General features: G+C 59.5%; 23 protein-coding genes. 12 read left to right on the top strand and 11 right to left on the bottom strand.

Annotated elements, in window-relative coordinates:
* Positions 1 to 47: 47 nt before the first annotated feature.
* The gene (locus NW845_RS03040; RefSeq protein WP_414364109.1) at positions 48 to 1,496 is read right to left on the bottom strand and encodes a hypothetical protein; all 1,449 of its coding nucleotides are present in this window, start codon (positions 1,494 to 1,496) and stop codon (positions 48 to 50) included.
* Positions 1,497 to 1,527: 31 nt separating this feature from the next.
* A complete protein-coding gene (gene argC, locus NW845_RS03035) occupies positions 1,528 to 2,634 on the bottom strand; it encodes an N-acetyl-gamma-glutamyl-phosphate reductase (protein WP_414364108.1) in 1,107 nt (368 codons plus the stop codon).
* 227 nt (positions 2,635 to 2,861) lie between these two features.
* Here argC and NW845_RS03030 point away from each other — a divergent pair, with 227 nt between their 5' ends.
* On the top strand, positions 2,862 to 3,146 hold the full coding sequence (locus NW845_RS03030; RefSeq protein ID WP_414364107.1) for a hypothetical protein: 285 nt from the start codon (positions 2,862 to 2,864) through the stop codon (positions 3,144 to 3,146).
* Here the strand turns inward: NW845_RS03030 and NW845_RS03025 are convergent.
* A complete protein-coding gene (locus NW845_RS03025; protein ID WP_414371396.1) occupies positions 3,143 to 3,871 on the bottom strand; it encodes a 2-phosphosulfolactate phosphatase family protein in 729 nt (242 codons plus the stop codon). The two genes, NW845_RS03030 and NW845_RS03025, sit on opposite strands and share 4 nt — an antisense overlap.
* A 47-nt stretch (positions 3,872 to 3,918) precedes the next feature.
* Positions 3,919 to 4,692 carry an ABC transporter permease gene (locus tag NW845_RS03020; RefSeq protein WP_414364105.1) on the bottom strand — a complete coding sequence of 258 codons (774 nt, stop codon included), beginning with the start codon at positions 4,690 to 4,692 and terminating at the stop codon, positions 3,919 to 3,921.
* 63 nt (positions 4,693 to 4,755) lie between these two features.
* Here NW845_RS03020 and purS point away from each other — a divergent pair, with 63 nt between their 5' ends.
* Complete coding sequence (gene purS / locus NW845_RS03015; RefSeq protein ID WP_414364104.1) at positions 4,756 to 5,013, top strand: phosphoribosylformylglycinamidine synthase subunit PurS; 258 nt, start codon at positions 4,756 to 4,758, stop codon at positions 5,011 to 5,013.
* 70 nt (positions 5,014 to 5,083) lie between these two features.
* Positions 5,084 to 5,761, top strand: a complete 678-nt coding sequence (purQ, locus tag NW845_RS03010) for a phosphoribosylformylglycinamidine synthase subunit PurQ (protein WP_414376761.1) — start codon at positions 5,084 to 5,086, stop codon at positions 5,759 to 5,761.
* Here the strand turns inward: purQ and NW845_RS03005 are convergent, their stop codons facing one another.
* The 3 genes from NW845_RS03005 to psbB form a co-directional block, all read right to left on the bottom strand.
* On the bottom strand, positions 5,762 to 6,169 hold the full coding sequence (locus NW845_RS03005; protein ID WP_414364102.1) for a response regulator: 408 nt from the start codon (positions 6,167 to 6,169) through the stop codon (positions 5,762 to 5,764). It lies immediately after the preceding gene.
* Between the two features lie 376 nt (positions 6,170 to 6,545).
* Entirely contained in the window at positions 6,546 to 6,644 is a 99-nt protein-coding gene (locus tag NW845_RS03000; protein ID WP_011429542.1) for a photosystem II reaction center protein T, read from the bottom strand.
* 113 nt (positions 6,645 to 6,757) lie between these two features.
* Positions 6,758 to 8,290, bottom strand: coding sequence for a photosystem II chlorophyll-binding protein CP47 (psbB, locus tag NW845_RS02995; RefSeq protein WP_414364101.1), 1,533 nt, complete (start codon positions 8,288 to 8,290; stop codon positions 6,758 to 6,760).
* A gap of 361 nt (positions 8,291 to 8,651) precedes the next feature.
* Here psbB and NW845_RS02990 point away from each other — a divergent pair, with 361 nt between their 5' ends.
* The 6 genes from NW845_RS02990 (at position 8,652) to NW845_RS02965 (ending at position 15,181) form a co-directional block, all read left to right on the top strand.
* Complete coding sequence (locus NW845_RS02990) at positions 8,652 to 8,948, top strand: 2Fe-2S iron-sulfur cluster-binding protein (protein ID WP_414364100.1); 297 nt, start codon at positions 8,652 to 8,654, stop codon at positions 8,946 to 8,948.
* Between the two features lie 77 nt (positions 8,949 to 9,025).
* Positions 9,026 to 9,133 carry a photosystem II reaction center protein PsbM gene (gene psbM / locus NW845_RS02985; RefSeq protein ID WP_011429539.1) on the top strand — a complete coding sequence of 36 codons (108 nt, stop codon included), beginning with the start codon at positions 9,026 to 9,028 and terminating at the stop codon, positions 9,131 to 9,133.
* Positions 9,134 to 9,764: 631 nt separating this feature from the next.
* Positions 9,765 to 11,609 carry an NAD(P)H-quinone oxidoreductase subunit F gene (locus NW845_RS02980; RefSeq protein ID WP_414364099.1) on the top strand — a complete coding sequence of 615 codons (1,845 nt, stop codon included), beginning with the start codon at positions 9,765 to 9,767 and terminating at the stop codon, positions 11,607 to 11,609.
* 18 nt (positions 11,610 to 11,627) lie between these two features.
* Entirely contained in the window at positions 11,628 to 13,121 is a 1,494-nt protein-coding gene (locus NW845_RS02975) for an NADH-quinone oxidoreductase subunit M (RefSeq protein ID WP_414376759.1), read from the top strand.
* A gap of 123 nt (positions 13,122 to 13,244) precedes the next feature.
* A complete protein-coding gene (locus NW845_RS02970; RefSeq protein WP_414364097.1) occupies positions 13,245 to 14,555 on the top strand; it encodes a CO2 hydration protein in 1,311 nt (436 codons plus the stop codon).
* A 125-nt stretch (positions 14,556 to 14,680) separates the two neighbouring features.
* On the top strand, positions 14,681 to 15,181 hold the full coding sequence (locus tag NW845_RS02965; protein WP_414376757.1) for a fasciclin domain-containing protein: 501 nt from the start codon (positions 14,681 to 14,683) through the stop codon (positions 15,179 to 15,181).
* Here NW845_RS02965 and NW845_RS02960 read toward each other — a convergent pair.
* The 4 genes from NW845_RS02960 to NW845_RS02945 all read right to left on the bottom strand — a co-directional run bounded on the left by NW845_RS02960 (position 15,147) and on the right by NW845_RS02945 (position 17,748).
* The gene (locus NW845_RS02960) at positions 15,147 to 16,280 is read right to left on the bottom strand and encodes a histidine kinase (protein ID WP_414376756.1); all 1,134 of its coding nucleotides are present in this window, start codon (positions 16,278 to 16,280) and stop codon (positions 15,147 to 15,149) included. The genes NW845_RS02965 and NW845_RS02960 overlap by 35 nt on opposite strands.
* Positions 16,281 to 16,416: 136 nt before the next feature.
* Complete coding sequence (locus NW845_RS02955; RefSeq protein ID WP_414364094.1) at positions 16,417 to 16,599, bottom strand: DUF3285 domain-containing protein; 183 nt, start codon at positions 16,597 to 16,599, stop codon at positions 16,417 to 16,419.
* A 96-nt stretch (positions 16,600 to 16,695) separates the two neighbouring features.
* On the bottom strand, positions 16,696 to 17,268 hold the full coding sequence (gene aat / locus NW845_RS02950) for a leucyl/phenylalanyl-tRNA--protein transferase (protein ID WP_414364093.1): 573 nt from the start codon (positions 17,266 to 17,268) through the stop codon (positions 16,696 to 16,698).
* Positions 17,269 to 17,277: 9 nt separating this feature from the next.
* On the bottom strand, positions 17,278 to 17,748 hold the full coding sequence (locus NW845_RS02945) for a hypothetical protein (protein ID WP_414364092.1): 471 nt from the start codon (positions 17,746 to 17,748) through the stop codon (positions 17,278 to 17,280).
* A gap of 217 nt (positions 17,749 to 17,965) precedes the next feature.
* Here NW845_RS02945 and purN point away from each other — a divergent pair, with 217 nt between their 5' ends.
* From purN to trpD, 3 genes are all read left to right on the top strand, one after another.
* A complete protein-coding gene (gene purN, locus NW845_RS02940) occupies positions 17,966 to 18,628 on the top strand; it encodes a phosphoribosylglycinamide formyltransferase (RefSeq protein WP_414364091.1) in 663 nt (220 codons plus the stop codon).
* A 26-nt stretch (positions 18,629 to 18,654) separates the two neighbouring features.
* Positions 18,655 to 19,413 carry a PIN domain-containing protein gene (locus NW845_RS02935; protein WP_414376754.1) on the top strand — a complete coding sequence of 253 codons (759 nt, stop codon included), beginning with the start codon at positions 18,655 to 18,657 and terminating at the stop codon, positions 19,411 to 19,413.
* Between the two features lie 72 nt (positions 19,414 to 19,485).
* Positions 19,486 to 20,517: an anthranilate phosphoribosyltransferase gene (gene trpD, locus NW845_RS02930; RefSeq protein ID WP_414376752.1), complete on the top strand. Its 1,032-nt coding sequence runs from the start codon at positions 19,486 to 19,488 to the stop codon at positions 20,515 to 20,517.
* Positions 20,518 to 20,660 lie beyond the last annotated feature (143 nt).

The following is a 20,660-nucleotide window of genomic DNA, read 5'->3' as shown; positions in this document are numbered from 1 at the left end:
CAGATGGGGGCACTTCGGCTAAGAGGGTAGGGTACGCCTGCGGTGAGTCAGTCGTCCGAGGGTTCTATCTTGGGATCCAAGCTCTTGGCGGTAAGGCGCAAGGCTTCCGCCTGATCCATCACTCGCGGCGCTTGCACTGCCGTCTCAACCCCCTGGCGATAGCTTTCCCAGAGGGGCATTTCCGGGTAGGTTTGCTGCAATTCCTTGATCTCATCTAGCAGAGCGCCCAGCCAGCCAGCCGTGCCCCAGGTGAGCAAAAACTGCAAGGGATTCCAGAGGTTGAGTTGCCGCCCCAATTCGTTGAGGCTTTCGTTGCGAAGGGGCGGATCGAAGATGTCGGCCACCGTCATCAACTGGCGCCCCAGCAGTGGCCTGAGGGTTGTCTCAGCAGCCTCTACGACGGCGGGAAGGGCAGCTTGGATGCGCTCAGGACTGGGAATGTGCCGGGCCTGGGGCAAAGCTTGCAGCAGCAATTCCAGTCGTCGTTCGGCTTCTGCTGACTCCAAAGCCGCTTCTAGGGTGGTGCCCACGCTGAGAAACACTTCTCCCGTCAACAGCCGCACTGCATCGATAACCAAGTGGTACAGCGGGGGGATCACCAGCTTGATCCACTCGCTCTGGAAAAACTCCCGCAGCCGCCGCGCCAGATACTCCCCCACCTGCGTGGTTTGGATCCCCACTTGGGTGAGGGAGAGGTACCAGTCGGGCGGGGATCCCTTGGGATCCAGCCACTGGCGCAGGGTTTGCCATTCCTCTTCGGTGAGGGCAGTTCGCCCCTGTTTTAAGATGCTGCGCCGCAGCTTGCCCTCGGCATTCAAGAGCTTGCGCAACTCTGGTGTACCCAGCAAGGAGAGGGCGCCTGCGGATCCCACGCTGCCGATCTCGATGGCAATGAGGGCGGCCAAGAGGGCGGCTGAAGCTTTCACTTGGATCTCGCCGCTTTTGTCCATGACCAAAGGTAGGCGGCTGTTGCCATAGGCCCGCAGGCTCATTGCCACCAGGGCGGAGCGCTGCTCAGCAGTCAACCCCTCCGCCCAGGAAGGGATGCCGTTGGTTTCTGCCCTGGGATGGGTCTGCTCCTGCAGGCCCTGATAGAGCAGGCTGGCCACCCAGGCTCGGTCGGCAGCCCGTTCCAGAGAGCCGATGACCACCTCCCATTGGCTGGGGTTGAGCAGAGGCAAAAGCGCTTGCAGTTCTCGCTGGAGGGGCTCTGGAGAGGTTGTGGCTCTGGCTTTGTCCAGAGTTGCCTGTAGCCGATCCCTTGCCTCGCGGCACAAGCCCCCCCACTCCAGTTGCAAACGAGCTAGGGTCTGCTGCACCGTTTCTTCAGAGCGTCGGGGCAGCTCCTGCCAGCCTGCTTCCAGTTGCCGCCACAGCTCCTCCCAGTTCAGATCCCCAGCTCTGGCCCACGAAGGTGGAGAGTTCGCCGGTGCAGCAGATGGGGCAGCGCTGGGATCGAGATTGGGGGAGAAGACGGGATCCGAAAACTCAGGCATGGGCACCTCAGGGGAATTACCGGCATTATAGCTAGGGGTAAAAGGCAAGCCGCGGCAGGCCCAAGGTTTCCGGCCACCCCATCATCAGGTTGAGGCATTGCACCGCTTGCCCGGCTTGCCCTTTCATTAGGTTGTCGATGACCGACAGAACAATCACCCGGTTGGTGCGAGTATCCACCTCCACCCCAATCATGCAGGTGTTGGTGCCAGCCACCCACTTGGTTTGCGGGTAAACGCCGCGGGGCAGCACCTTGACCCAGGGGGATTGGCGGTAGAAGGCGTTGTAAATGGTGATGAGATCCTCGCCCACGAGACCAGGATCCCGCAGGTTGGCGTACAAGGTCACGTGGATGCCCCGCACCATTGGCACCAGGTGGGGCGTAAATTGCACAGTGATGGGGGTGTGGGTGAGGTCGGAGCAGGCCTGCTCGATCTCGGGCGTGTGCCGGTGTTGGGCCACGCCATAGGCACCCAGCGAGCTGTCCACCTCGGCAAAGAGGGATCCCAGCTTGGGGGTGCGGCCCGCCCCGGAGACGCCGGACTTGGCATCGAAAATCAGGCTGTCCAGCTCCACCAACCCCTGCCGCAACAGAGGGGCAACCGCCAGGAGGGAGGCCGTGGGGTAGCAGCCGGGGCAGGCTACCAGTTGGGCTTGGGCAATAGCCTCCCGGTAGAGTTCCGGCAGCCCGTAAACCGCCTGCTCGTTGGCCTGGCGGTAGGCAGGGCTGGGCCAATTGGGATCCGTCTGCCCCAGGCGATACCAGGATTGGTAGGTGGCCAGGTTGCGAAAGCGGTAGTCCGCCGAGAGATCTAGGACTTTGCACCCCTTGGCCAGCAAAGGCGGCGCTAGGTCTGCGGCCAGTCCGTTGGGCAGAGATAAAAAGACAACGTCGCTGCTAGCGGCGATGGCCTCCACATCCACTGGCTGAATGGTCAAGTCCACCGCCTGGGCTAGATGGGGGTAGAGATCCCCGTAGCGTTTGCCGGCGCTGTCTTGACCAGCCAGGTAGGTAATCTGCACGCCGGGGTGTTCGCTGAGCAGCCGCACCAACTGCACCCCTCCATACCCGGAGGCCCCGACAATGGCGACGCAGACGGGATCGGTGGGAGGAAGAGAACGAGGCGCCGTAGTGGCCATGGGGGCTGCCTGAACAAAATTGACGGCTTGCCTTATTATTTATCGCATTTGTTGATCCCATTTGCCGCCGCATTGGTTGAACCCGCCTGCTCTATGGGGGTCAGTGTTGCCTAGCCACAGAGCGGGATTTGTTATGCTGGGCTCACGCGAGCCGCCCGGGCCTTGGCAGCCGCCTTGGCTGTTGAAGTCTTGCCCAGGGGTGTATTCTATTCATTCGGGAAGGTTGTATGTACTACGAGCAACTGATCAACATGATCTTACGGGCCCACGGCCAAAGCAGTCGCCACGGCCTAGATCAGGAAACTTTAACCCTCTACTCCGAAGGCCCCTACACCCTCTACAAGCTCACCTCCCATTTCGACCGCCGCTCCATTTTCGTTTTGGCCCAAAACCAGCGGGATGTGTTTATCTCCGGAGATGCGTTTCACAGCAAGTTGATCCCGGGAGAATGGCAGGAGTGGCTGCAGCAGAAGGCTTTGGCTGTTGCTGCTGAGACACCCCAGGCCAGCTAGCCAGCAAGGGCCAAAACGCCGGGCTGAACCTGCCGGGGCACCACCAAGAGCTGGTCTAAGGCGGCACAATAGGCCAGATCGCTGTCGTTTTCGGGACTAATTGCCAATAGCCGCTGCCCATGGCTGGAGCGCCGCAACAGGCCCAACAGGTCGTCCTGCCAGGTTTGGTAGAGGGCCAGGGCGGCTACTGCCTCATCGTTGCCCAACTGCTCCCACGAGCAGCCCAGGCGATGCAAAATCGCCCCGGCACAGGCGGTGTCTTCCAAAGCAAAAGCCCCTTCCCAGCCGGATCCCACCAGCCACACCTCGGCAAAAGCTCCTCGCCTGAGAAACTCCACCACCGCTCCCACGTTCACCAGGGCCGCTGTGATCACCACCGGGATCCCTTCCAAGCGCTGAAGGGTGCGGGTGCCGTTGGTGGTGCTCATGAAGATGCGCTTGTCCCGCACACGCTCGGGGGTGTATTCGCGGGGGGAGTTGCCCAGATCGAACCCTGCCACTGCTTTGCCCCCCCGTTCCCCGGCCAAAAGCCGCTTGCCAGCCGGCCAGTTCTGGCTTGCTTCCTGAAGCTGTTGCAAGTGGGCAAACACCTGTACTGCTTCTGCGCCTGCAGCCAGGGCTGTGGCGATGGTGGTGGTGGCCCGCAGGACATCGATGGCTACCGCACAGGCTGGGATCCCTGACGGCGGGACTTGCTCAGGGGTATGGAAGTGGAAAAATCGCATGAGAGAGGGAGCAAAAAAGGTTTAACTAGAGCTCCACCGAGAGCTTATTAGAACTCACGCCGGGCAAACACCAGCACTGTTAAAATGAGCAGCAAGACGGTGTAGATCAGGCCGTAGAGCGCATCACCGAGGAGCTGGGTGGGCGGGGGAATTTGGCCGTAGACGGTAGCATCTCTTAGATTGAAGCGCTCCAGATCCGGCAAGACCAAGTAGATGACCTCGAACACCTTGCCAAAACCTGCATCTTCCACCAGCTTGCTTAACTGCAGCAGGGCGCGGCTGGCGTGGCCCATGATGAAGAGGGCAATTGTGTAGAGGGTGGCCAAAATCGGAGAGGTAAAAACTCCAAACAGCAGCGCTGCCGCCACAATCAGCACCAGCTCCAGAAAGGTGAAGACGGTTGCCCAGAGAACAGCCCAGGGGGAAATAGGGGCCTGCACCACCAGCAGGCTCAGCAAAAAGACGGCCGTCATCATTACTAGCAGCACCGACAGCAAAGCCGACAGGCCCAGATGCTTGCCGACGATGAACTCCGCCCGGCTCATGGGCTTGGCAATCAGTACGTAGACCGTGCGCCTCTCGATCTCTTTATTCACCAGCCCGGTGCCGACGAAAATGGCCACCACCAGTGACAGGAAGTGGATGGCGGCCAGACCCAGATCGGCGATGATCTTGTTGTGAGCCTGGTTAGCTACCTGGGGGATCAAAACGATGGCTCCCAGCATGACCACCGCAAACACCATCACCAGATAGAGAATCCGATCCCGAATCGTTTCTCGGAAAACATTTCGGGCAATGGCCACAAGGCGCGCCGCATCCATAGACCTCGTCCAAAGGAAGTGACGACTCGGCTGTACACTTGGAGCAGATCCAGCCTTTATTCTATGCAGTTCCAGGCCCAGATCCAGATCCACCTGCGCCCCTCTGTGCTCGACCCTGCCGGGGCGGCTCTCCAGGCTAGCTTGCACCAGTTGGGGCACACCCAGGTGCAGGGGGTGCGCATTGGCAAACACATCCAACTGCGGCTAGAGGCCCCCGACACCGAAACCGCTCAACGCCAAGTCAGCGAGCTGTGCGAGCAACTGCTGGCCAATCCGGTAATTGAGACCTATCAAATCCAAGTGGAGCCTGTAGAAGGTTGATTCGAGGGATCCAGCCTCCCACGAGTTGCCCTAACCCTCGCCACCTTTTTGTTGACAGCAAGGGATCCCCATGACCAAGGTAAGGTTTGGCATTGTCGTTTTCCCCGGCTCCAATTGTGACCGCGACGTGGCCTGGGTAACCCGAAGCCTCTTAGGCTGTCCGACGCGGCTGATCTGGCACCGGGAAACCGATTTGTCAGGGCTGGATGTGGTGGTGCTGCCGGGCGGCTTCAGCTACGGGGATTATCTGCGAGCCGGGGCGCTGGCCCGTTTTGCGCCGGTAATGGGATCCCTGGCCGAGCACGTAGCCCGCGGGGGCTATGTCTTGGGCATTTGCAACGGCTTTCAGATCCTGACAGAGGCAGGGCTGCTGCCGGGGGCGCTGCTGCGCAACACCAACCTGCACTTTATCTGCGACCGGGTAGGGATCCGCGTGGAGCGGCAAGATCTGCCCTGGACAAGGGCTTACCCTCGCGGAGCCACTCTGACCCTGCCCATTGCCCATGGAGAAGGCCGCTACGTCTGCGATGGCGATACCCTCAAGCAGCTCCAGGATCGGGGGCAGATCGTCTTTCGCTATGCCCCGGTCGCCCCCAATGGCTCGGTGGATAACATCGCTGGCATTTGCGATCCCAGCGGTCGCATCCTTGGCTTGATGCCTCACCCGGAGCGGGCAGCAGATCCCGATTTGCCAGGGCAGGACGGGATCCCTTTTTGGCAGTCCATCGTAACCAGTCTTGCCAGTTGACTAAGACTGCTGGGCCTGAGCCAACACCTGGCGCACTTGGTTGACCATCTCCTCGTGATCCACTACTGGCTTAGCAATATAGCCATCGGCCCCACTCTGGGCCAGGAAGGCCTCGCGGTCGCCGCGCATGGCGTGGGCCGTTACCAAGAGGATGGGGATGGAGCTTGTTCGGGGATCCCCCTTTAACAGTTGGGCAATGCGGATCCCGTCCACTGCCTCGCCACGAAAGGTGCTTTGAGAGAGGGAGACATCCAGCAAAATCACGTCCACCTCGCGCGCCTGCGCCAGCCGTAGGATTTCCTCCACATCCTGGCTGTGAAAGACCTCAAACCCGCCTCGCCGCCGCAACACTTTGTCGAAAACGCGGGCGTTAATTGGATCGTCTTCCACCAGCAGCACTGTTGCCATCGCTAACCTAAAGTTGGCTTAGTTGCGAACTCAAGCCCCGGCAATCCCCATAGTTCTGGAAACCGTCGCGAAGCAATTCTAGCGATCCTATTTGAGCAGTGGGACAAGGGCTCCCCCTCTAAGATACTGATAGCAATCTCAATAAAGCAGCACCAGCAGCTACCCCCTCTGCCAGCAGGAGAGGACAGCTACCGTTTTGAAAACAGCTTTGCTGGGTTGCCTGGGGGATACTCTACCAGCCTGGAACCGAGCGCTATCTGAAAACAAAACAAGGCCGGGGATTTTTCCGGCCTTGTCCGCGGTACAACTGCCGTCTCTTCGGGCCGCCTCGACCCGCTAACGCCCTCGGCAAGCCGACAGCAGCCCCTAGCTCAGGTTACTTCTTCTGAATCCTAGGAGTTTCGCGAAAGGCAACGGCAAAAAACAGAAGGCCCAAGGTCAAAAACAGAATAAAGGTGTAGGTGATGGCTTCCATACCAACCTCCAAATCAAAATTCTAAGGGGGCTTGACTCCAGATTAGCTCGGAACCGTCAGCACCCCATCTCCCAAGAGAAACAGAGTGCCGACGGTCATCCCGCGAGAAAGCCTTACGCTTCTTGCACCTTGCGAGTGGTGGGATCCCCCACTTTCTGGAAGACGCCGAATTCCACCATTTCCTCGCTCATGTTCGGGTCAATACCGGCGAACACATCTCGGAAGAGAGTACGGGCGCCGTGCCAAATGTGGCCGAAGAAGAACAGCAGGGCAAAGACCGCATGGGCGAAGGTAAACCAACCGCGGGGGCTGGTGTGGAAGGTGCCGTCGGCTTTGGGCGTTTCTCGGTCGAACTCGAAGAGCTGACCCAACTGGGCCATACGGGCGTACTTCTTAACCGTTGGCGGGTCAGTGAACACCTGACCGTCCAGCTTGCCGCCGTAGAACTCCACCGTCACGCCCACCTGCTCAAAGCTGTAGCGCGACTCGGCGCGGCGGAAGGGAATGTCTGCCCGCACCACACCATCGGCATCCCGCAGGATGACGGGGAACGTCTCGAAGAAGTTGGGCATGCGTTGCACCGTCAGCTCCCGACCTTCACGATCCCGGAAGACGGGGTAGCCTAGCCACTCGATGGCAATGCCGTCTCCCTTGTTCATGGGACCGGCCCGGAAGAGACCACCCTTGGCCGGGCTGTTACCCACGTAATCGTAGAAGAGCAGGGACTTGGGCAGAGAATTGTAGGCCTCGCTGCGGGTCATCCCAGCTTCCATAGCGGCATTGACGCGCCGGTTAATTTCCTGGTTGAAATAGCCGGAGTCCCACTGGTAGCGGGTGGGGCCAAACAGCTCCACAGGAGTCGTGGCACTGCCGTACCACATCGTGCCGGCCACCACAAAGCCGGCAAAAAACACGGCCGCAATCGAGCTGGACAGCACCGTCTCGATGTTCCCCATGCGCAAGGCCTTGTAGAGGCGCTGGGGCGGACGTACCGTGATGTGGAACAAGCCGGCAATAATGCCCACGATGCCTGCGGCAATGTGGTGGGCCACCACCCCGCCGGCATTGTAGGGGTTAAACCCGGCTGGCCCCCATTCGGGTGCTACTGGCTGGACGTGCCCTGTCGTCGCATAGGGATCGCTTACCCACATCCCTGGGCCAAACACTCCCGTCAGGTGAAAAGCCCCAAAGCCGAAACAAAGGATCCCGGCCAAGAGCAGGTGGATCCCAAAAATTTTCGGCAAGTCCAAAGCTGGCTCGCCGGTACGGGGATCCCGGAATAGCTCCAGATCCCAGTACACCCAGTGCCAGCAGGCGGCCAAAAAGAGCAACCCAGACAAAACAATGTGAGCAGTGGCTACCCCCTCAAACGTCCAGAAGCCGGGATTGGCCACGCTCTCGCCGTAGATATTCCAGCCGCCCCAGGAGTTAACCACCCCCAGCCGCACCATAAACGGCATGACGAACATGCCCTGACGCCACATCGGATTCAGGACAGGATCCGATGGATCGAAAATGGCCGTTTCATACAGCGCCATCGATCCGGCCCAACCTGCCACCAGGGCGGTGTGCATCAGGTGTACCGCGATCAGGCGGCCTGGGTCATTCAATACAACGGTGTGGACCCGGTACCACGGTAGTCCCATAAAACTCGATCCTCCACGTTCTCCAACACTTGCGCGATATCCAGTCAAAAACCTGAAGCCGACATCTTCACCTGGGATCCTGACCTAAGGAGTCTCTTCAGTGTCGAGGGGTGCCGCACCCACCTAACCCAAGAGCGCACCCAGTGAGGATATCGCTCTCAGAATTTTCATCACAGGCATCAAACAGTATAACGAAACGCAACTGACCTGAGCGGCTTCAGGCGGGATGCCCTCTTACTTGCCATCATCTTCCCAGATCTCTCGCCAAAGATTAAAAATATGACTTAAACTGTAACAATACTTAGCAAACTCTGGAGCTTTCCTGGCTCAGTCTAAAAGGTGTCGTGGTTTGGGCGAGGATATGGCAACGATTCGCTTTGTCAACGAAAATAGGGAGATTGTCGTCGCGGAAGGCGCTAACCTGCGCTTGAAGGCGCTGGAGAACCAGATTGACCTCTACAAGATGATGGCCAAGCTGCTCAACTGCGGCGGCAACGGCCAGTGTGGCACCTGTGTGGTGGAGATCGTCGAGGGAGCCGAGAACCTCTCTCCTCGCACCGAGGCAGAAAATCGCAAGCTCAAGCGCAAACCCGATACCTATCGTCTCGCCTGCCAGACCAGGGTATTGGGGGATGTCTCGGTAAGGACTAAGCCTTGAGCCTAGCTTTCCCTTTGGGCAAGGCGGACTTGAGGATGGTATGCTAGCTGCCAGTTGGGTTTGCGGCGTGTGCAGCTATGGAGACAAACTACCTAGGCCTCCTGGCCACCATTCTGGTTATCCTGGTGCCCTCAATCTTCCTGGTGATCTTATACGTGCAGACTTCCAGTAAGTCGGAAAGCTGACCTAGGCCCACGAAGGCAAGTCTTACCTCCTGCTGAGGAACCAAGGCTCACACATAAGCGCTCCGCGCCGCTGATGCGAGTAGTACGGGGCAGAAAAGCCCGTTCGCGTTAGCGGGACGTAGTCCTTGAGCGACTTGAGTCGCTCGCCAATGCCCCAATTCTAAGCAAAAACCCACCCCGGTGAAGGATCCGGACAGTGCTGTCAGTCAACAAGTAAGCGGAACCTTGAGACTGGGTTTCAAGGAACTGTCTAGGGGCGTCTTAACAGTGCTTTTGCGAGTCTGTCTGTCGACTGTGTAAGAATCCCCCGACTAAAGTCGGGGGAGTGTCAATCGACGATGACATGCAAAGCTCAGCAGGGATCCCCAGAGGAAAAGGGGATCCCTCTACTTTTTGCGCCAAGCTGTAACTTGGCCGAGGCGCCCTGCACCCGGAGCCCTCTGGCAACGGTTCCTGCCTGGGTTGCCTGAGAGAAGGTTTCTGCTTTCCCAGATAGACTGGAGTCTATAGCCTTCATCGGAAAATTCGATTTTTGTCTATCCTGGTTTGCCGCTAGGATGCCTTTGAAGATTTTTTACAGGATCTCAGCTAGCGATGGGGTCAGGCAGGCTCCCTGGCCCTAAGGAGGAGTATGAGTTTGGACGGGCTGGTCAGAACCGCGTGGTTAATTCCCCTCTATGCGCTAGTGGCATGGCTGGGGGCGTTGATTTGGTCCCCTGGGATTACCCGGCGCACCGGCCCCCGACCAGCGGGCTATCTCAATGCGCTGCTGACCTTGGTGGCGTTTTTGCACAGTGTGGGGGCGCTGGTGGCAATTTGGGATCAGCCGGCGCAAGTGATTCGGCTGCCCTGGCTGCAGGTGGGGGATCTGGTATTGGAGCTGCCGCTACAGGCCTCATCGCTAACGCTGGGGGCCTGCGCCGTGGTGACAGCGCTAAACCTGGTGGCCCAGATCTATGGGTTTGGCTACATGGAAATGGACTGGGGCTGGGCGCGGTTTTTCTCCTTGCTGGGCCTGTTTGAGGGGGGGATGTGCGCTCTGGCCTTGTGCGACTCCCTGTTTTTTAGCTACGTCATCCTCGAAATCCTGACCTTGGGCACCTACCTGTTGGTGGGCTTTTGGTTTAACCAATCGCTGGTGGTAACAGGGGCGCGGGATGCTTTTCTGACCAAGCGCATTGGCGACCTGTTGCTCTTGATGGGGGTCATCGCCATCTACCCTCTGACGGGATCCTGGGAGTTTGAGGACTTGACGGCTTGGGCAAAGTCGGTGCAGGCAGGAGCTATCTCTGTAGATCCGACCTTGATCACTTTGGCAGGGCTGGGGTTGTTGGCCGGCCCAGTGGGCAAGTGTGCCCAGTTCCCGCTGCACCTGTGGCTGGATGAGGCGATGGAGGGGCCGATCCCGGCCTCGATCTTGCGCAACTCGGTGGTGGTGGGCACGGGAGCTTGGGTGTTGATTCGGCTGCAGCCGCTCTATGCTCTTTCTCCAACGGTGTTGCGAGTGATGCTGGTGATCGGGGGGCTGACAGCGGTGGGGGGAGCCTTCGTGGCTCTGGCCCAAATTGATGCCAAGCGGGCCTTGTCCTATCTGGTGAGCGCCTACATGGGCTTGATCTTTGTAGCAGTGGGCACAGGACACACCCAACAGGCCTACCAACTGCTGCTTACCTATGCGCCGGCGATGGCCTTGCTGGTGATGGCGCTGGGTATGGTGATCTGGAACAGCATTACCCAGGATCTGCGCTACCTGGGGGGCTTGTGGTCGCGGCGGCCCATCTCCGGCCTGTGCTTTTTGACGGGGATGGCCGGCATGGTGGCTCTGCCGCCTTTTGGCTCCTTCTGGGTGTTGACAGATTTGTGGCAGCAGTTGGCGCAATCGGGGCAGGTGCTGTGGGCGGCAGTGGTGCTGGTTACCAATGCGGTGACGGCGCTGGGGCTGACGCGGGTCTTCGGCCTGGTTTGGGGGGGTAAGCCACAGCAGATGAGCGAGCGTTCCCCAGAGGTGCATTGGCCAATGATGTTGCCCAGCACAGTCACCATGGGAGTGGCGCTGCACATGCCTATAATCCTGGCGGCGCTGGATCTCATTCCCACCCTAGAAGGGATCCCCGTTGGAGTGATGACGGGATCCAGCTTGGCGGGCATCGCCTTGGGAGCCTGGCTGTACCTACCGCGGGAGCGGCGGCCGGTGGACTGGGCTTTCTTGGCTGACTGGCAGGACCTGCTGGCCAACGACTTCTACACTCCCAAGCTCTATCGAGCCAGTGTGGTGTTTTTGGTGCGCATCATCTCTGATGTCACGGCTCTCTTTGATCGCTACGTGGTGGACGGCTTGGTGAATTTGACCAGCTTGGTGGTGCTGGCAGGCGGCCAAGTCCTGAAATACACCACCTCCGGCCAGTTGCAGGCCTATGTGCTGACCATTGTGGTGGGGGTGGCCTTGCTGGGTTGGTGGTTTTCTAGGCTTGGGTAGATCGAGGGGGTAGAAACCATGCTGAGTGCCTTGATTGTGTTGCCGATCTTGGGATCCCTGCTCCTGTTCCTGGGCTTGGGAGGGCGAAAGCTGGCGGTGGTCTTGGCCGCGATCCCGCTGGCCATCTCCCTGCTCCTATTTACCCGCTTCGACTTGCAGGCGACCGGCTTGCAGTGGGAGCAGCGGTGGGATTGGATCCCGCCAATTGGGCTGAGCTACTCCCTGGGCTTGGATGGGCTGTCTTTGTTGATGGTGGCCCTGAACGGGCTGCTCACCCTCATCGCCATTCTGACGGCGGAGCCGGAAGTGAAGCGGCCCAATCTCTTTTACGGCTGCATTTTGCTCATGAGCGGGTCGGTCAACGGGGCTTTTGCCGCTCAGAACCTGCTCTTGTTTTTCCTCTTTTACGAGCTGGTGCTGATCCCGATTTACCTGCTTATTTCCATCTGGGGCAGCCCCAAGCGGGATTACGCCGCCATCAAGTTTTTGATTTACACCGCTGTCTCTGCCATCTTCCTGTTGGGGGCGTTTTTGGCCATCTACTGGCTAGGGGATCCCCATACCTTTGAGCTGGCCGAGATTCGCATTAGCTCTCTGGGCCCTGCTGCCCAAACCCTGACACTCTTGGCGTTGATTGTGGCTTTTGGCATCAAGATGCCGTTGGTGCCTCTCCACACCTGGCTGCCCGACGCCTACGGCGAGTCTTCGCCGCCGGTGGCGATCCTGCTGGGTGGGGTGCTCTCCAAGTTGGGCACCTATGGTCTGTTTCGCTTTGGGCTGCAGTTGTTTCCCCAAGCTTGGGCCGATCTGGGCGAGATCCTGGCCTGGTGGGGGGCCATTGCTGTGCTGTCGGGGGCTTTGGCGGCCATCGCCCAAAAAGACATCAAGCGCATGGTGGCCTACAGCTCCATTGGCCATATGGGCTATATCCTGCTGGGCATGGCGGCGGCCACACCGATTAGCCTGACGGGGGCGATGGTGCAGATGATCTCCCACGGCCTGATTTTGGCGCTGCTGTTTGATCTGGTGGGCCTGGTGGAGCGCAAGGTGGGAACGCGGGATCTGGACGTGCTCAACGGCCTGCTCAATCCCCTGCGCGGCCTGCCCACCGTGAGTGCCCTGCTGATTTTGGGCGGCATGGCCAGCGCCGGGATCCCGGGCTTGGTGGGCTTTGTGGCGGAGTTTTTGATCTTCCAGGGCAGCTACCAAGATTTTCCCTTGCCCACCTTAATCAGCATCTGCGGCACCGGCTTGACGGCGGTGTATTTTGTAATCCTGCTCAACCGCACCTGCTTCGGCAAATTGGACAACCGCACCGCCTACTACCCGCGGGTGCAAGGTTGGGAGCGGATCCCGGGCTTTATCTTAACTGCCTTGATCGTCTGGTTTGGGATCCAGCCTATGAACCTGGTGAAATGGCCGCAACCGTTGGCGTTTACTCTATCCACCCAGGTGGCTCAGGCCCAAACCCTCATCCTGGCCTCAGCCGGTGACTTTGCCCATTCTCCCTAGGTCACCTTCTCGGGAGGCGATCAAAGCAATCGGAGAACTTCCAGGAAGCGTCCAAGACCGAATTGAGATCTCGACGCATAGCCTCAAGGATCCAGAGCTTTTGAAGAGTTGGAGACTTCTTCCATGACGACAACCCTCACAACCCGCAAGCTTCCCCCTTCTACCCACCCTTTTGCGGATGTAGTCCACCGCCTCGAGGCAGGGGGATCCATGCTGCCGGATACGCCGGAAAACCTGATGCAAATTATCGGCCTTTACAAAGCCTATGCGGTGCCGATGGACTTCTACTGGCGGGATCTGCTCTACATTGCCGAGCAGGTGTTTGTGGATCCCTTGCCCTTTTTTAAGTACATCATTCCCGAAGAATACCTAAAGCTGGCCAATCACTACGCGGGAGATAATGCCGATTTGCGCATTTGGCGCGGCCCCGCCACGGCCCACCCGGAACTTCTGGAGTTCATGGAAAAAGGGGAGCTCAAGCGCAAGCTGCCGCGGATTTTGCATCACCTCTGGCATGACCGCATCAACATGGAATTTGCCGAAGAATGTATGCGGGCCATGCTCTGGCACCGGGATATGGGGGGCCTGTTGGATCCCTATATGGATTCCGAGGAATACAAACAAAATGCCGACCGCGCCATCCGCGCCTACTGTCAGGGTAATCCTCTCTTGACCGGCCTGTACAAGCTCTTTCCAGACATGTTTCTGGAACTCTGCCGCCAGGCCACCATGTATTCGGTGCTGGGCCTGTTTTGGGAGGTGATGGCCCCCGTCTTTTTTGAGATGAGCGATCTCTACGACGAGGGCAAAATCACCAGCGTGCCGGAGGCAATGAACTTTTTGGTCAACGGGATCTTCGCCATTGCCGGGCGGCCCATCTACCACCGGGTGCGCATTCGCGGAGAATGGTACGATATTGTGCCCAAGTCCAAGGGATTTACCTGGCTCTACGAGGCGGCTTTCCCCTACGTAGAGGCCGTGTTCTATCGCACCTCTCCCTTCCGCGGCACCAAGTCCTACAACGCCCAGGCCAACGAAGTTCCCACCAACCAGTTGGACTTCCACTACGGGATCCTCTATGCCGACAAGTTTCCGGTGGCCACTGCTGGGATCCCGCCGACGCTTTTGCACCAGGATATGTACCACTTTTTGCCCCAGTATTTGGTGGAGTATTACCGCAAGCATTGCCGCGGTGAAGATGACATGCTGATCCAGCTTGGGATCAGCTTCCAGCGCTCCATGTACAACGTTACCTCAGCCGTGATCCAGGCGGGGAGGGCAGCTTTTCTCTATCCTTTGGACGATCCCAATCCGCGGCATTTGATGATGAACCGCCGTTATTTTGAGGGACAACTCAATCGCTTCACCCGACCAGAATACGGGATCCGAGAAGCAGCCCGCCTGGCCTACATTCAGGATCAGAACTATCGCTAGCCGACTTCAAGTGCCAGGCATTGACCCTTCCCCTTCTCGATTGTGTTCAGGCTAGGTAGCTCTGCAACTGCCTGTTTCTTTGGCTTTCCTATCATCCCAACTTTCAGAAAATAAGGATCTCGGCCATGCCTGATATTGTCGATATTGCCGTTTCTGCTGAGGGTTTCTCCACCCTAGTTACAGCCGTGAAAGCGGCAAACTTGGTGGATACTCTGAAAGGCCCCGGCCCCTTTACGGTTTTCGCCCCCACGGATGCAGCTTTCGCCAAGTTGCCCCCCGCCACCCTTACCACCCTGGTGCAAAACATCCCCCAACTGACGCGCATCTTGTGTTACCACGTGGTGCCCGGTCGCCTGAAAAAGGCGGATCTGGCTAAGTATCGAAGTGTAGGCTCCGTGGAGGGATCCCCCATCGATCTGTTTATCGAAGGGGATGTGTTTGAAGTGAACAATGCCACCGTTATCCAGGCGGATATCGAAGCCGACAACGGCATCATTCACGTCATCGACACCGTGATCCTGATGCGCCCCCACTGGTTCTGGCCGATCATGCTCTCGGGAGAAACAGGGAAAAGCGAGGGCCAAAGCTTTGCTAGCGACCGCAGAGTCGATACACCGGCAAGGTGAAATGAAAACTGCTGCCCTTGCCCAGGATCGATTCCACCCAAATCTGGCCATAGTGGGCACGCACAATGCGACGGCAAAGGGAAAGGCCGATGCCATAGCCTTCCTGCTGTTGGTCGCGGGATAGGCGCACCGCATCGGAGAAGATGTTCTCTTGGTCGGCTTCTGGGATCCCAGGGCCGGTGTCGCTGACGGTCACCTGTACCTTTTGGCTGGTGCGGTGGAGGATGTTGAGGCGGATGGCTCCCCCGGCGGGAGTGTACTTGATGGCATTGTCCAACAGGTTGAAAATAACCTGGCGGATCTTGTCGGGATCCACGTGAACTGTGGGCAGATCCACCGGAATATCGGCTTGAAACTGCAATTGCTTGGCTTGGATGCGAGGCAGTAGCTCCTCGATCACTGGCTGGCATAGGCTGGCCAACTGAGTTTCCACGGCTCGAATCCGCAGCTCCGAGGCACTGCCACGGGCCGACTCAAGAATGTCGGTGATCATGCTGTCCATCTTGCGCAATTGCTGGCGGGCATGCTCGAACAACTGCCGCTCCACCGCCTTGTCCAGGGATCCCTCTCGCCCTTGCTGTAGGGTTTCGACCGCCAGGGCTGTAGCCGTCAGGGGGCTGCGCAAATCGTGAACCAGCATGGCCAGAACGCGGTCTTTGAAGTCCAACTGCTCCCGCAGTTGGGCGCGCTCCTGGCGCAGCGAAAACACTTCTTCCGACATTTGCAACAACGCCTCGGTCGTTGGGGGAGGAGCAGGATCTTGACCCGCCTCTTCCTGGTGGGAAACCAAAGCCGCCTGACCCTGCCAGCGGGGCCACCACACTTCCAACTGCGTCGCCAGATCTTCGCCTGCCAAGACCTGAGCCGGCAGAGGCTCCGCTTTCACCAAGGCTGGCGTCACCACTAACTTGTAGTGCTCTGCTAGGTAGGGGTGCTCCTCCAGCGGTACCACCTTCAGATGGGCAGGATACTGGCCGGGCAGCCCCTGGATGTGCCGACGCAATTGCTCCGCCAGTTCCTCGATATTGGCTCGACCCTGAGCAAACAACAGTAAGCGAATGCCAGAGCGGGTGGAGGTGCGATCTAGCGAAGTTTGCATAGGCCAAAGTCCCAAGGGCCAAAGATGAAGTCTGCAGCAGAGGTTGCCGCCGACGAAACCGGGATCCCTCGCTGCCTGTTCTTTACCTTCCTAACACTTGGGAAAAGTTTAGGAGGGAACATCAAAGGTAGTAAACTCAGTGAAACAGGTAGGCTAGCCCTACCAACACTGCCAGCAACCCTGCTGTTGTCAGGGTGAAGTGCAGGAGAGAGGTTTTGCCTTTACGTACCATGTTGCGCATGGCCAGGCGGGTATAGCTCACCTGAGGCGAGGATCCCTCCTCAACGGAGGTGGAGCTGACAGGAGAGGGCTGTGACATCGGGATGGCCGGAACAAAAGCTGAGCACTACCTTTAACCTAGCTCAATCCGCCCATGTTGTTGATAAATACCCCCCCTGCCTCCCAGAGCCCTGGCTCAGTCAAAGTGGCAAGGGATCCGCAGGCACTGCTGCAACAGCTCCTGGTAATCCCGTCCGTCCATGAGAAAAGCCCCAAAGCGAGCCAGGTGCGGGCTCATCAACTGGGCATCGAAGAGACGAAAGCCCCGCGCCCGCAGGTGTTCCACCAGCTTGACCAGCGCCACCTTCGAAGCGTTGGGAATGCGGTAAAACATGGATTCGCCGATAAAGGCTGCCCCCAAAGCAATGCCCAGGATCCCCCCTGCTAAGGTGTCTCCCTGCCAGGTCTCAAAGCTGTGGGCAAACCCCGCCCGGTGCAGGGCAAGGTAGATCTGCTTTAACTGCGGGCTAATCCAGGTTTTCGGACGAGCAGCGCAGCCCTCCACCACCTGCTCAAAAGCACGGTTAATCCGCACCTGAAAGCAACCGCTGCGCAGCAAAGGCCGCAGCGAACGGGGACAGTGAAACCGCTCGTCCAAAGGGATTAGTGCGTGCTGCTCAGTGCCATACCAGGCCAGGGATCCCGTTTCTTCGTCTGCCATCAGGAAGTAGCCCTGGGCATATCCGGCCAGAATAGCGCCTATGTCCATGGGCCTCCCTCAAGATTGCCATTCCGGCGAGAGGCTGGCGAAATCCCCCGCCTCGACCTTGGGGTGACAATCCACGCAGCTGCTTACTCGCACTGGCGTAGGAAAGTCCACTTGCGGGTGCAAAGCGCGGAAGTAGCGAGACTCAGCCAGGCGATAGGGCACCGGTTCCCCTTGGCGCAGGGGACGGGAATTAGGCCGCAAATAGCCCCAAGCCAGTTGTAAAGCCACGCCGGTCAAGGGCTGGATCTGCTGGCCGTAGTGGCCGGGATCCTGTAGCAGCCGTCGCCAGGTTTCGGTGGGTAACACCTGAGCGGGCAGCGCCACATGGCAAGTGCCGCAACTGCGCACGTATTGGGCCTGCTCCAACTGGGCCTGGGTGAGGCCCTGCTGCGCTTGCGTCAGGGATCCCATCCATCCGACCAGAAGGACGATCAGGCCAAAAAGCCAAAATCGCCGCTGTCGCTTTCCCAAGGGAGCCATGCTCTCAGACCAAGGTCAATGCCTTCCCAATCTAGACCAGCCTGCGAAAGATCCAGGCCCAGTTCCTGGAATTGGCTTGGCCTATCTTTGCAGAAACTCCAGAAAATCCCCCCACCCATTGGGGATCCCCTGTCCCATCGCAGCATTTCTTGGCGCATCTCTCGCGTCGGCTGGGTCTAAAATAGCGGGGCTGCGGACTTTCCCTCGAGTTGTTCGTATGGATCTGCCTAACCTACTCTGGCCAGACCCCGGCGAGATCCCGGCTCCGCCCCAGCCGGGGATCCTGGGCATCTTGGCCTCCGGTAACGGCAGCAACTTCGAGGCCATCGCCCAAGCCATCGATGCCGGCGAGCTACGGGCGCAAATTGCCGTCGTGATCACCAACAATCCAGACGCCTACGTGCGGCAGCGGGCGCAGCGAAGAGGGATCCCTTGTATTCTGCTCAACCATCGGCACTATTCCAGCCGGGAGGCGCTGGACATGGCCATCTTGCAAGTGCTCCAGGAGCATCAGGTGGAGTGGGTGATTATGGCCGGCTGGATGCGCTTGGTGACCCAGGTGTTGCTGTCCGCCTACCCGGAGCGGGTTTTAAACCTCCACCCCAGCCTCTTGCCCAGCTTCAAGGGCCTGCGGGCCGTGGAGCAGGCGCTGGAGTACGGCGTGAAAATCACCGGCTGTACCGTCCACCGGGTTACGTTGGAAATGGATAGCGGCCCCATCGTGGCGCAAGCAGCCGTACCGGTTCTGCCGGAAGATACGGTGGAATCCCTTTACCGGCGCATCCAGGCCCAGGAACACCGCCTCTACCCGCTGGCCATCCGCCTCTGCCTGGCCGAGGGATCCCGCCTCCCCAAGTTCTCGGAGAAGCGGCACAATTGAGGGTGAGCCCGCTGCTGGCGCCCCCTATGGCCGAAATCTCGCCGTTGCTCGTTTTCGACAGTCTTGCGATCCTGGCCGGTCGCCCGGCTCTATGGCAGGAATGGGCCCGTTTTGGGGTGTGTGTGCTGCCCCAGGCGGTGATGGCGGAGCTAGAACGCCTGACCCGACAGGCTATCGTTCCCGCAGAAGAATCGACAGCGCGCGCCTTCTTGCGCCACTGGCCGAGTTTGGGATTTGCCGTCTCAGAAGCCCGCGCCTTGGTGGGCGAAGCCAACACCGGCAAGCAGTCGCTGCGAGTCCGCCTGGAGCAGGCCATTGCCGAGTGCGCCTATGCCCTGGCTCAACAGCAGCCGGGATCCCTGGTGGTGGTGGTGAGCAACGACCGGCCCTTGGTCGAGCGAGTGCAGGAGCTGGGCCTTGCCAACCTCTGTGCTATCTCTCTGGCCGAGCTCAACCGGTGGATACGCCAGCGCCAGCGCCCCCAGGCCGTGGTTATGGCTTGGAAGCGGCTGCCAGGGCCTCCCATTCCCGCTACTCCGTTGCGTCCCTCCCCAACTTCTGCAAAACCACCCTCCCCCGCCCAGAAGGGATCCCAAGCTGTTCAACGCCGATCTCCGGTTGGATTCGCCTCCAAAAGTGTGCAAAACTCGCTGGCGCTGCTGTTGGCTTTGGCTTTCTTCTCGGCAGCAGGGTTGCTGGCCTGGCGTTTGCTGGATCCCGCAGGGAGCGAAGGGATCTGGCGGCGGCTGCCCCTGTCTCGGATCCCTTGGCTGCGCGATCTCTAGCCGCTTTGGCCGAAAGAGCCCCGGCAGGCCTATGCTAGGATGAGAGCTTGCTAAAAACCCGGATCCCGACCCATGACGGAAACGGCTGACCTTTGGCCCCAGCTCTTGGGCCAACTGCTGGAGCGGCAATCCCTCAGCGAGGCCCAGGCGGAGCAGCTTATGAACGGCTGGTTGCACAACCAAGTGCCGGATGTGGTGTCGGGAGCGATTTTGGCGGCCTTGCAAGCTAAGGGGGTCAGCGCTGGCGAGCTGGCCGGCATGGCGCGGGTGCTGCAGCGAGCTTCTCTGGGATCCCCCCTGGATCTGCCCCTCCTGCTGGATACCTGCGGCACCGGGGGAGATGGGGCCGGCACGTTTAACATTTCCACCGCCGTGGCCTTCGTGGTCAGCGCTGCCGGGATCCCAGTCGTGAAGCACGGCAACCGCTCTGCTTCTGGCAAGGTCGGCTCGGCGGACGTGCTGGAGGCGCTGGGGGTGAACTTGAACGCCGAGCCGGAGCGGGTGCGGGCGGCGGTGGCAGAAGTGGGCATCACCTTTCTCTTTGCCCCCCACTGGCACCCGGCTATGCGGGCAGTAATCCCCTACCGCCGCGCCCTTAAAGTTCGCACTGTCTTTAATCTCTTGGGGCCCCTGGTCAATCCCCTCTACCCCAACCGACAGGTCATCGGGGTTTATGCGCCGGAGCTGGTGCCGGTGATGGCCGAAGCCCTGCGCCTACTGGGGCGGGAAGCAGCCATCGTACTCCATAGCCGGGAAGGCCTTGACGAAGCTGGCCTTGCTCAGCCCACGGACTTGGCCGTTCTCTCCCAGGGATCCCTGCGCACAGAAGTCTTGAACCCCCGGGATTACGACCTCACGCCCGCCTCCGTCCAAGCTCTCCAGGGGGGGGACTTGATGGAAAATGCCGCTATCCTCAGCCGCGTTCTCCAGGGAGGCGGCGATCTTGCCCAGCGGGATGCAGTGGCCCTCAATGCGGCGCTGGTGCTCCAGGTGGCGGGAGCTGTGGCTGACTTGAGAGCCGGAATTGCCCAAGCGCGGGAGATCCTTGCCAGCGGTGCCGCCTGGGAGCGCCTGCAAAAGTTGGTCAACTTCCTCCAGCCATGAACTACCCCACCGCGTAGGCGGGTGGGGTTTCCTCACCCGCTTGGCAGCAGAGCTTTTGTCTCTTCTTCTGCCCCAGTTGCTTCATCGATCCCGTGTACCGGGTCTCTGAAGTAGAGCTGAAGCATCCAAGACTCACGAGGCGG

Origin of the sequence: Synechococcus sp. H60.2 (assembly GCF_047462315.1) — a bacterium.
In the GTDB taxonomy this organism is placed as follows: Bacteria; Cyanobacteriota; Cyanobacteriia; order Thermostichales; family Thermostichaceae; genus Thermostichus.
The sequence above is the reverse complement of the archived record's forward strand: the minus strand, read 5'-3'. Positions and strand labels throughout refer to the sequence as shown.

Excerpts from the sequence above, each read along its gene's own strand:
- NW845_RS03040 (WP_414364109.1), bottom strand. The coding sequence starts at position 1,496 with ATGCCTGAGTTTTCGGATCCCGTCTTCTCCCCCAATCTCGATCCCAGC.
- argC (WP_414364108.1), bottom strand. The coding sequence starts at position 2,634 with ATGGCCACTACGGCGCCTCGTTCTCTTCCTCCCACCGATCCCGTCTGC.
- NW845_RS03030 (WP_414364107.1), top strand. The coding sequence starts at position 2,862 with ATGTACTACGAGCAACTGATCAACATGATCTTACGGGCCCACGGCCAA.
- NW845_RS03025 (WP_414371396.1), bottom strand. The coding sequence starts at position 3,871 with ATGCGATTTTTCCACTTCCATACCCCTGAGCAAGTCCCGCCGTCAGGG.
- NW845_RS03020 (WP_414364105.1), bottom strand. The coding sequence starts at position 4,692 with ATGGATGCGGCGCGCCTTGTGGCCATTGCCCGAAATGTTTTCCGAGAA.
- purS (WP_414364104.1), top strand. The coding sequence starts at position 4,756 with ATGCAGTTCCAGGCCCAGATCCAGATCCACCTGCGCCCCTCTGTGCTC.
- purQ (WP_414376761.1), top strand. The coding sequence starts at position 5,084 with ATGACCAAGGTAAGGTTTGGCATTGTCGTTTTCCCCGGCTCCAATTGT.
- NW845_RS03005 (WP_414364102.1), bottom strand. The coding sequence starts at position 6,169 with ATGGCAACAGTGCTGCTGGTGGAAGACGATCCAATTAACGCCCGCGTT.
- NW845_RS03000 (WP_011429542.1), bottom strand. The coding sequence starts at position 6,644 with ATGGAAGCCATCACCTACACCTTTATTCTGTTTTTGACCTTGGGCCTT.
- psbB (WP_414364101.1), bottom strand. The coding sequence starts at position 8,290 with ATGGGACTACCGTGGTACCGGGTCCACACCGTTGTATTGAATGACCCA.
- NW845_RS02990 (WP_414364100.1), top strand. The coding sequence starts at position 8,652 with ATGGCAACGATTCGCTTTGTCAACGAAAATAGGGAGATTGTCGTCGCG.
- psbM (WP_011429539.1), top strand. The coding sequence starts at position 9,026 with ATGGAGACAAACTACCTAGGCCTCCTGGCCACCATTCTGGTTATCCTG.
- NW845_RS02980 (WP_414364099.1), top strand. The coding sequence starts at position 9,765 with ATGAGTTTGGACGGGCTGGTCAGAACCGCGTGGTTAATTCCCCTCTAT.
- NW845_RS02975 (WP_414376759.1), top strand. The coding sequence starts at position 11,628 with ATGCTGAGTGCCTTGATTGTGTTGCCGATCTTGGGATCCCTGCTCCTG.
- NW845_RS02970 (WP_414364097.1), top strand. The coding sequence starts at position 13,245 with ATGACGACAACCCTCACAACCCGCAAGCTTCCCCCTTCTACCCACCCT.
- NW845_RS02965 (WP_414376757.1), top strand. The coding sequence starts at position 14,681 with ATGCCTGATATTGTCGATATTGCCGTTTCTGCTGAGGGTTTCTCCACC.
- NW845_RS02960 (WP_414376756.1), bottom strand. The coding sequence starts at position 16,280 with ATGCAAACTTCGCTAGATCGCACCTCCACCCGCTCTGGCATTCGCTTA.
- NW845_RS02955 (WP_414364094.1), bottom strand. The coding sequence starts at position 16,599 with ATGTCACAGCCCTCTCCTGTCAGCTCCACCTCCGTTGAGGAGGGATCC.
- aat (WP_414364093.1), bottom strand. The coding sequence starts at position 17,268 with ATGGACATAGGCGCTATTCTGGCCGGATATGCCCAGGGCTACTTCCTG.
- NW845_RS02945 (WP_414364092.1), bottom strand. The coding sequence starts at position 17,748 with ATGGCTCCCTTGGGAAAGCGACAGCGGCGATTTTGGCTTTTTGGCCTG.
- purN (WP_414364091.1), top strand. The coding sequence starts at position 17,966 with ATGGATCTGCCTAACCTACTCTGGCCAGACCCCGGCGAGATCCCGGCT.
- NW845_RS02935 (WP_414376754.1), top strand. The coding sequence starts at position 18,655 with ATGGCCGAAATCTCGCCGTTGCTCGTTTTCGACAGTCTTGCGATCCTG.
- trpD (WP_414376752.1), top strand. The coding sequence starts at position 19,486 with ATGACGGAAACGGCTGACCTTTGGCCCCAGCTCTTGGGCCAACTGCTG.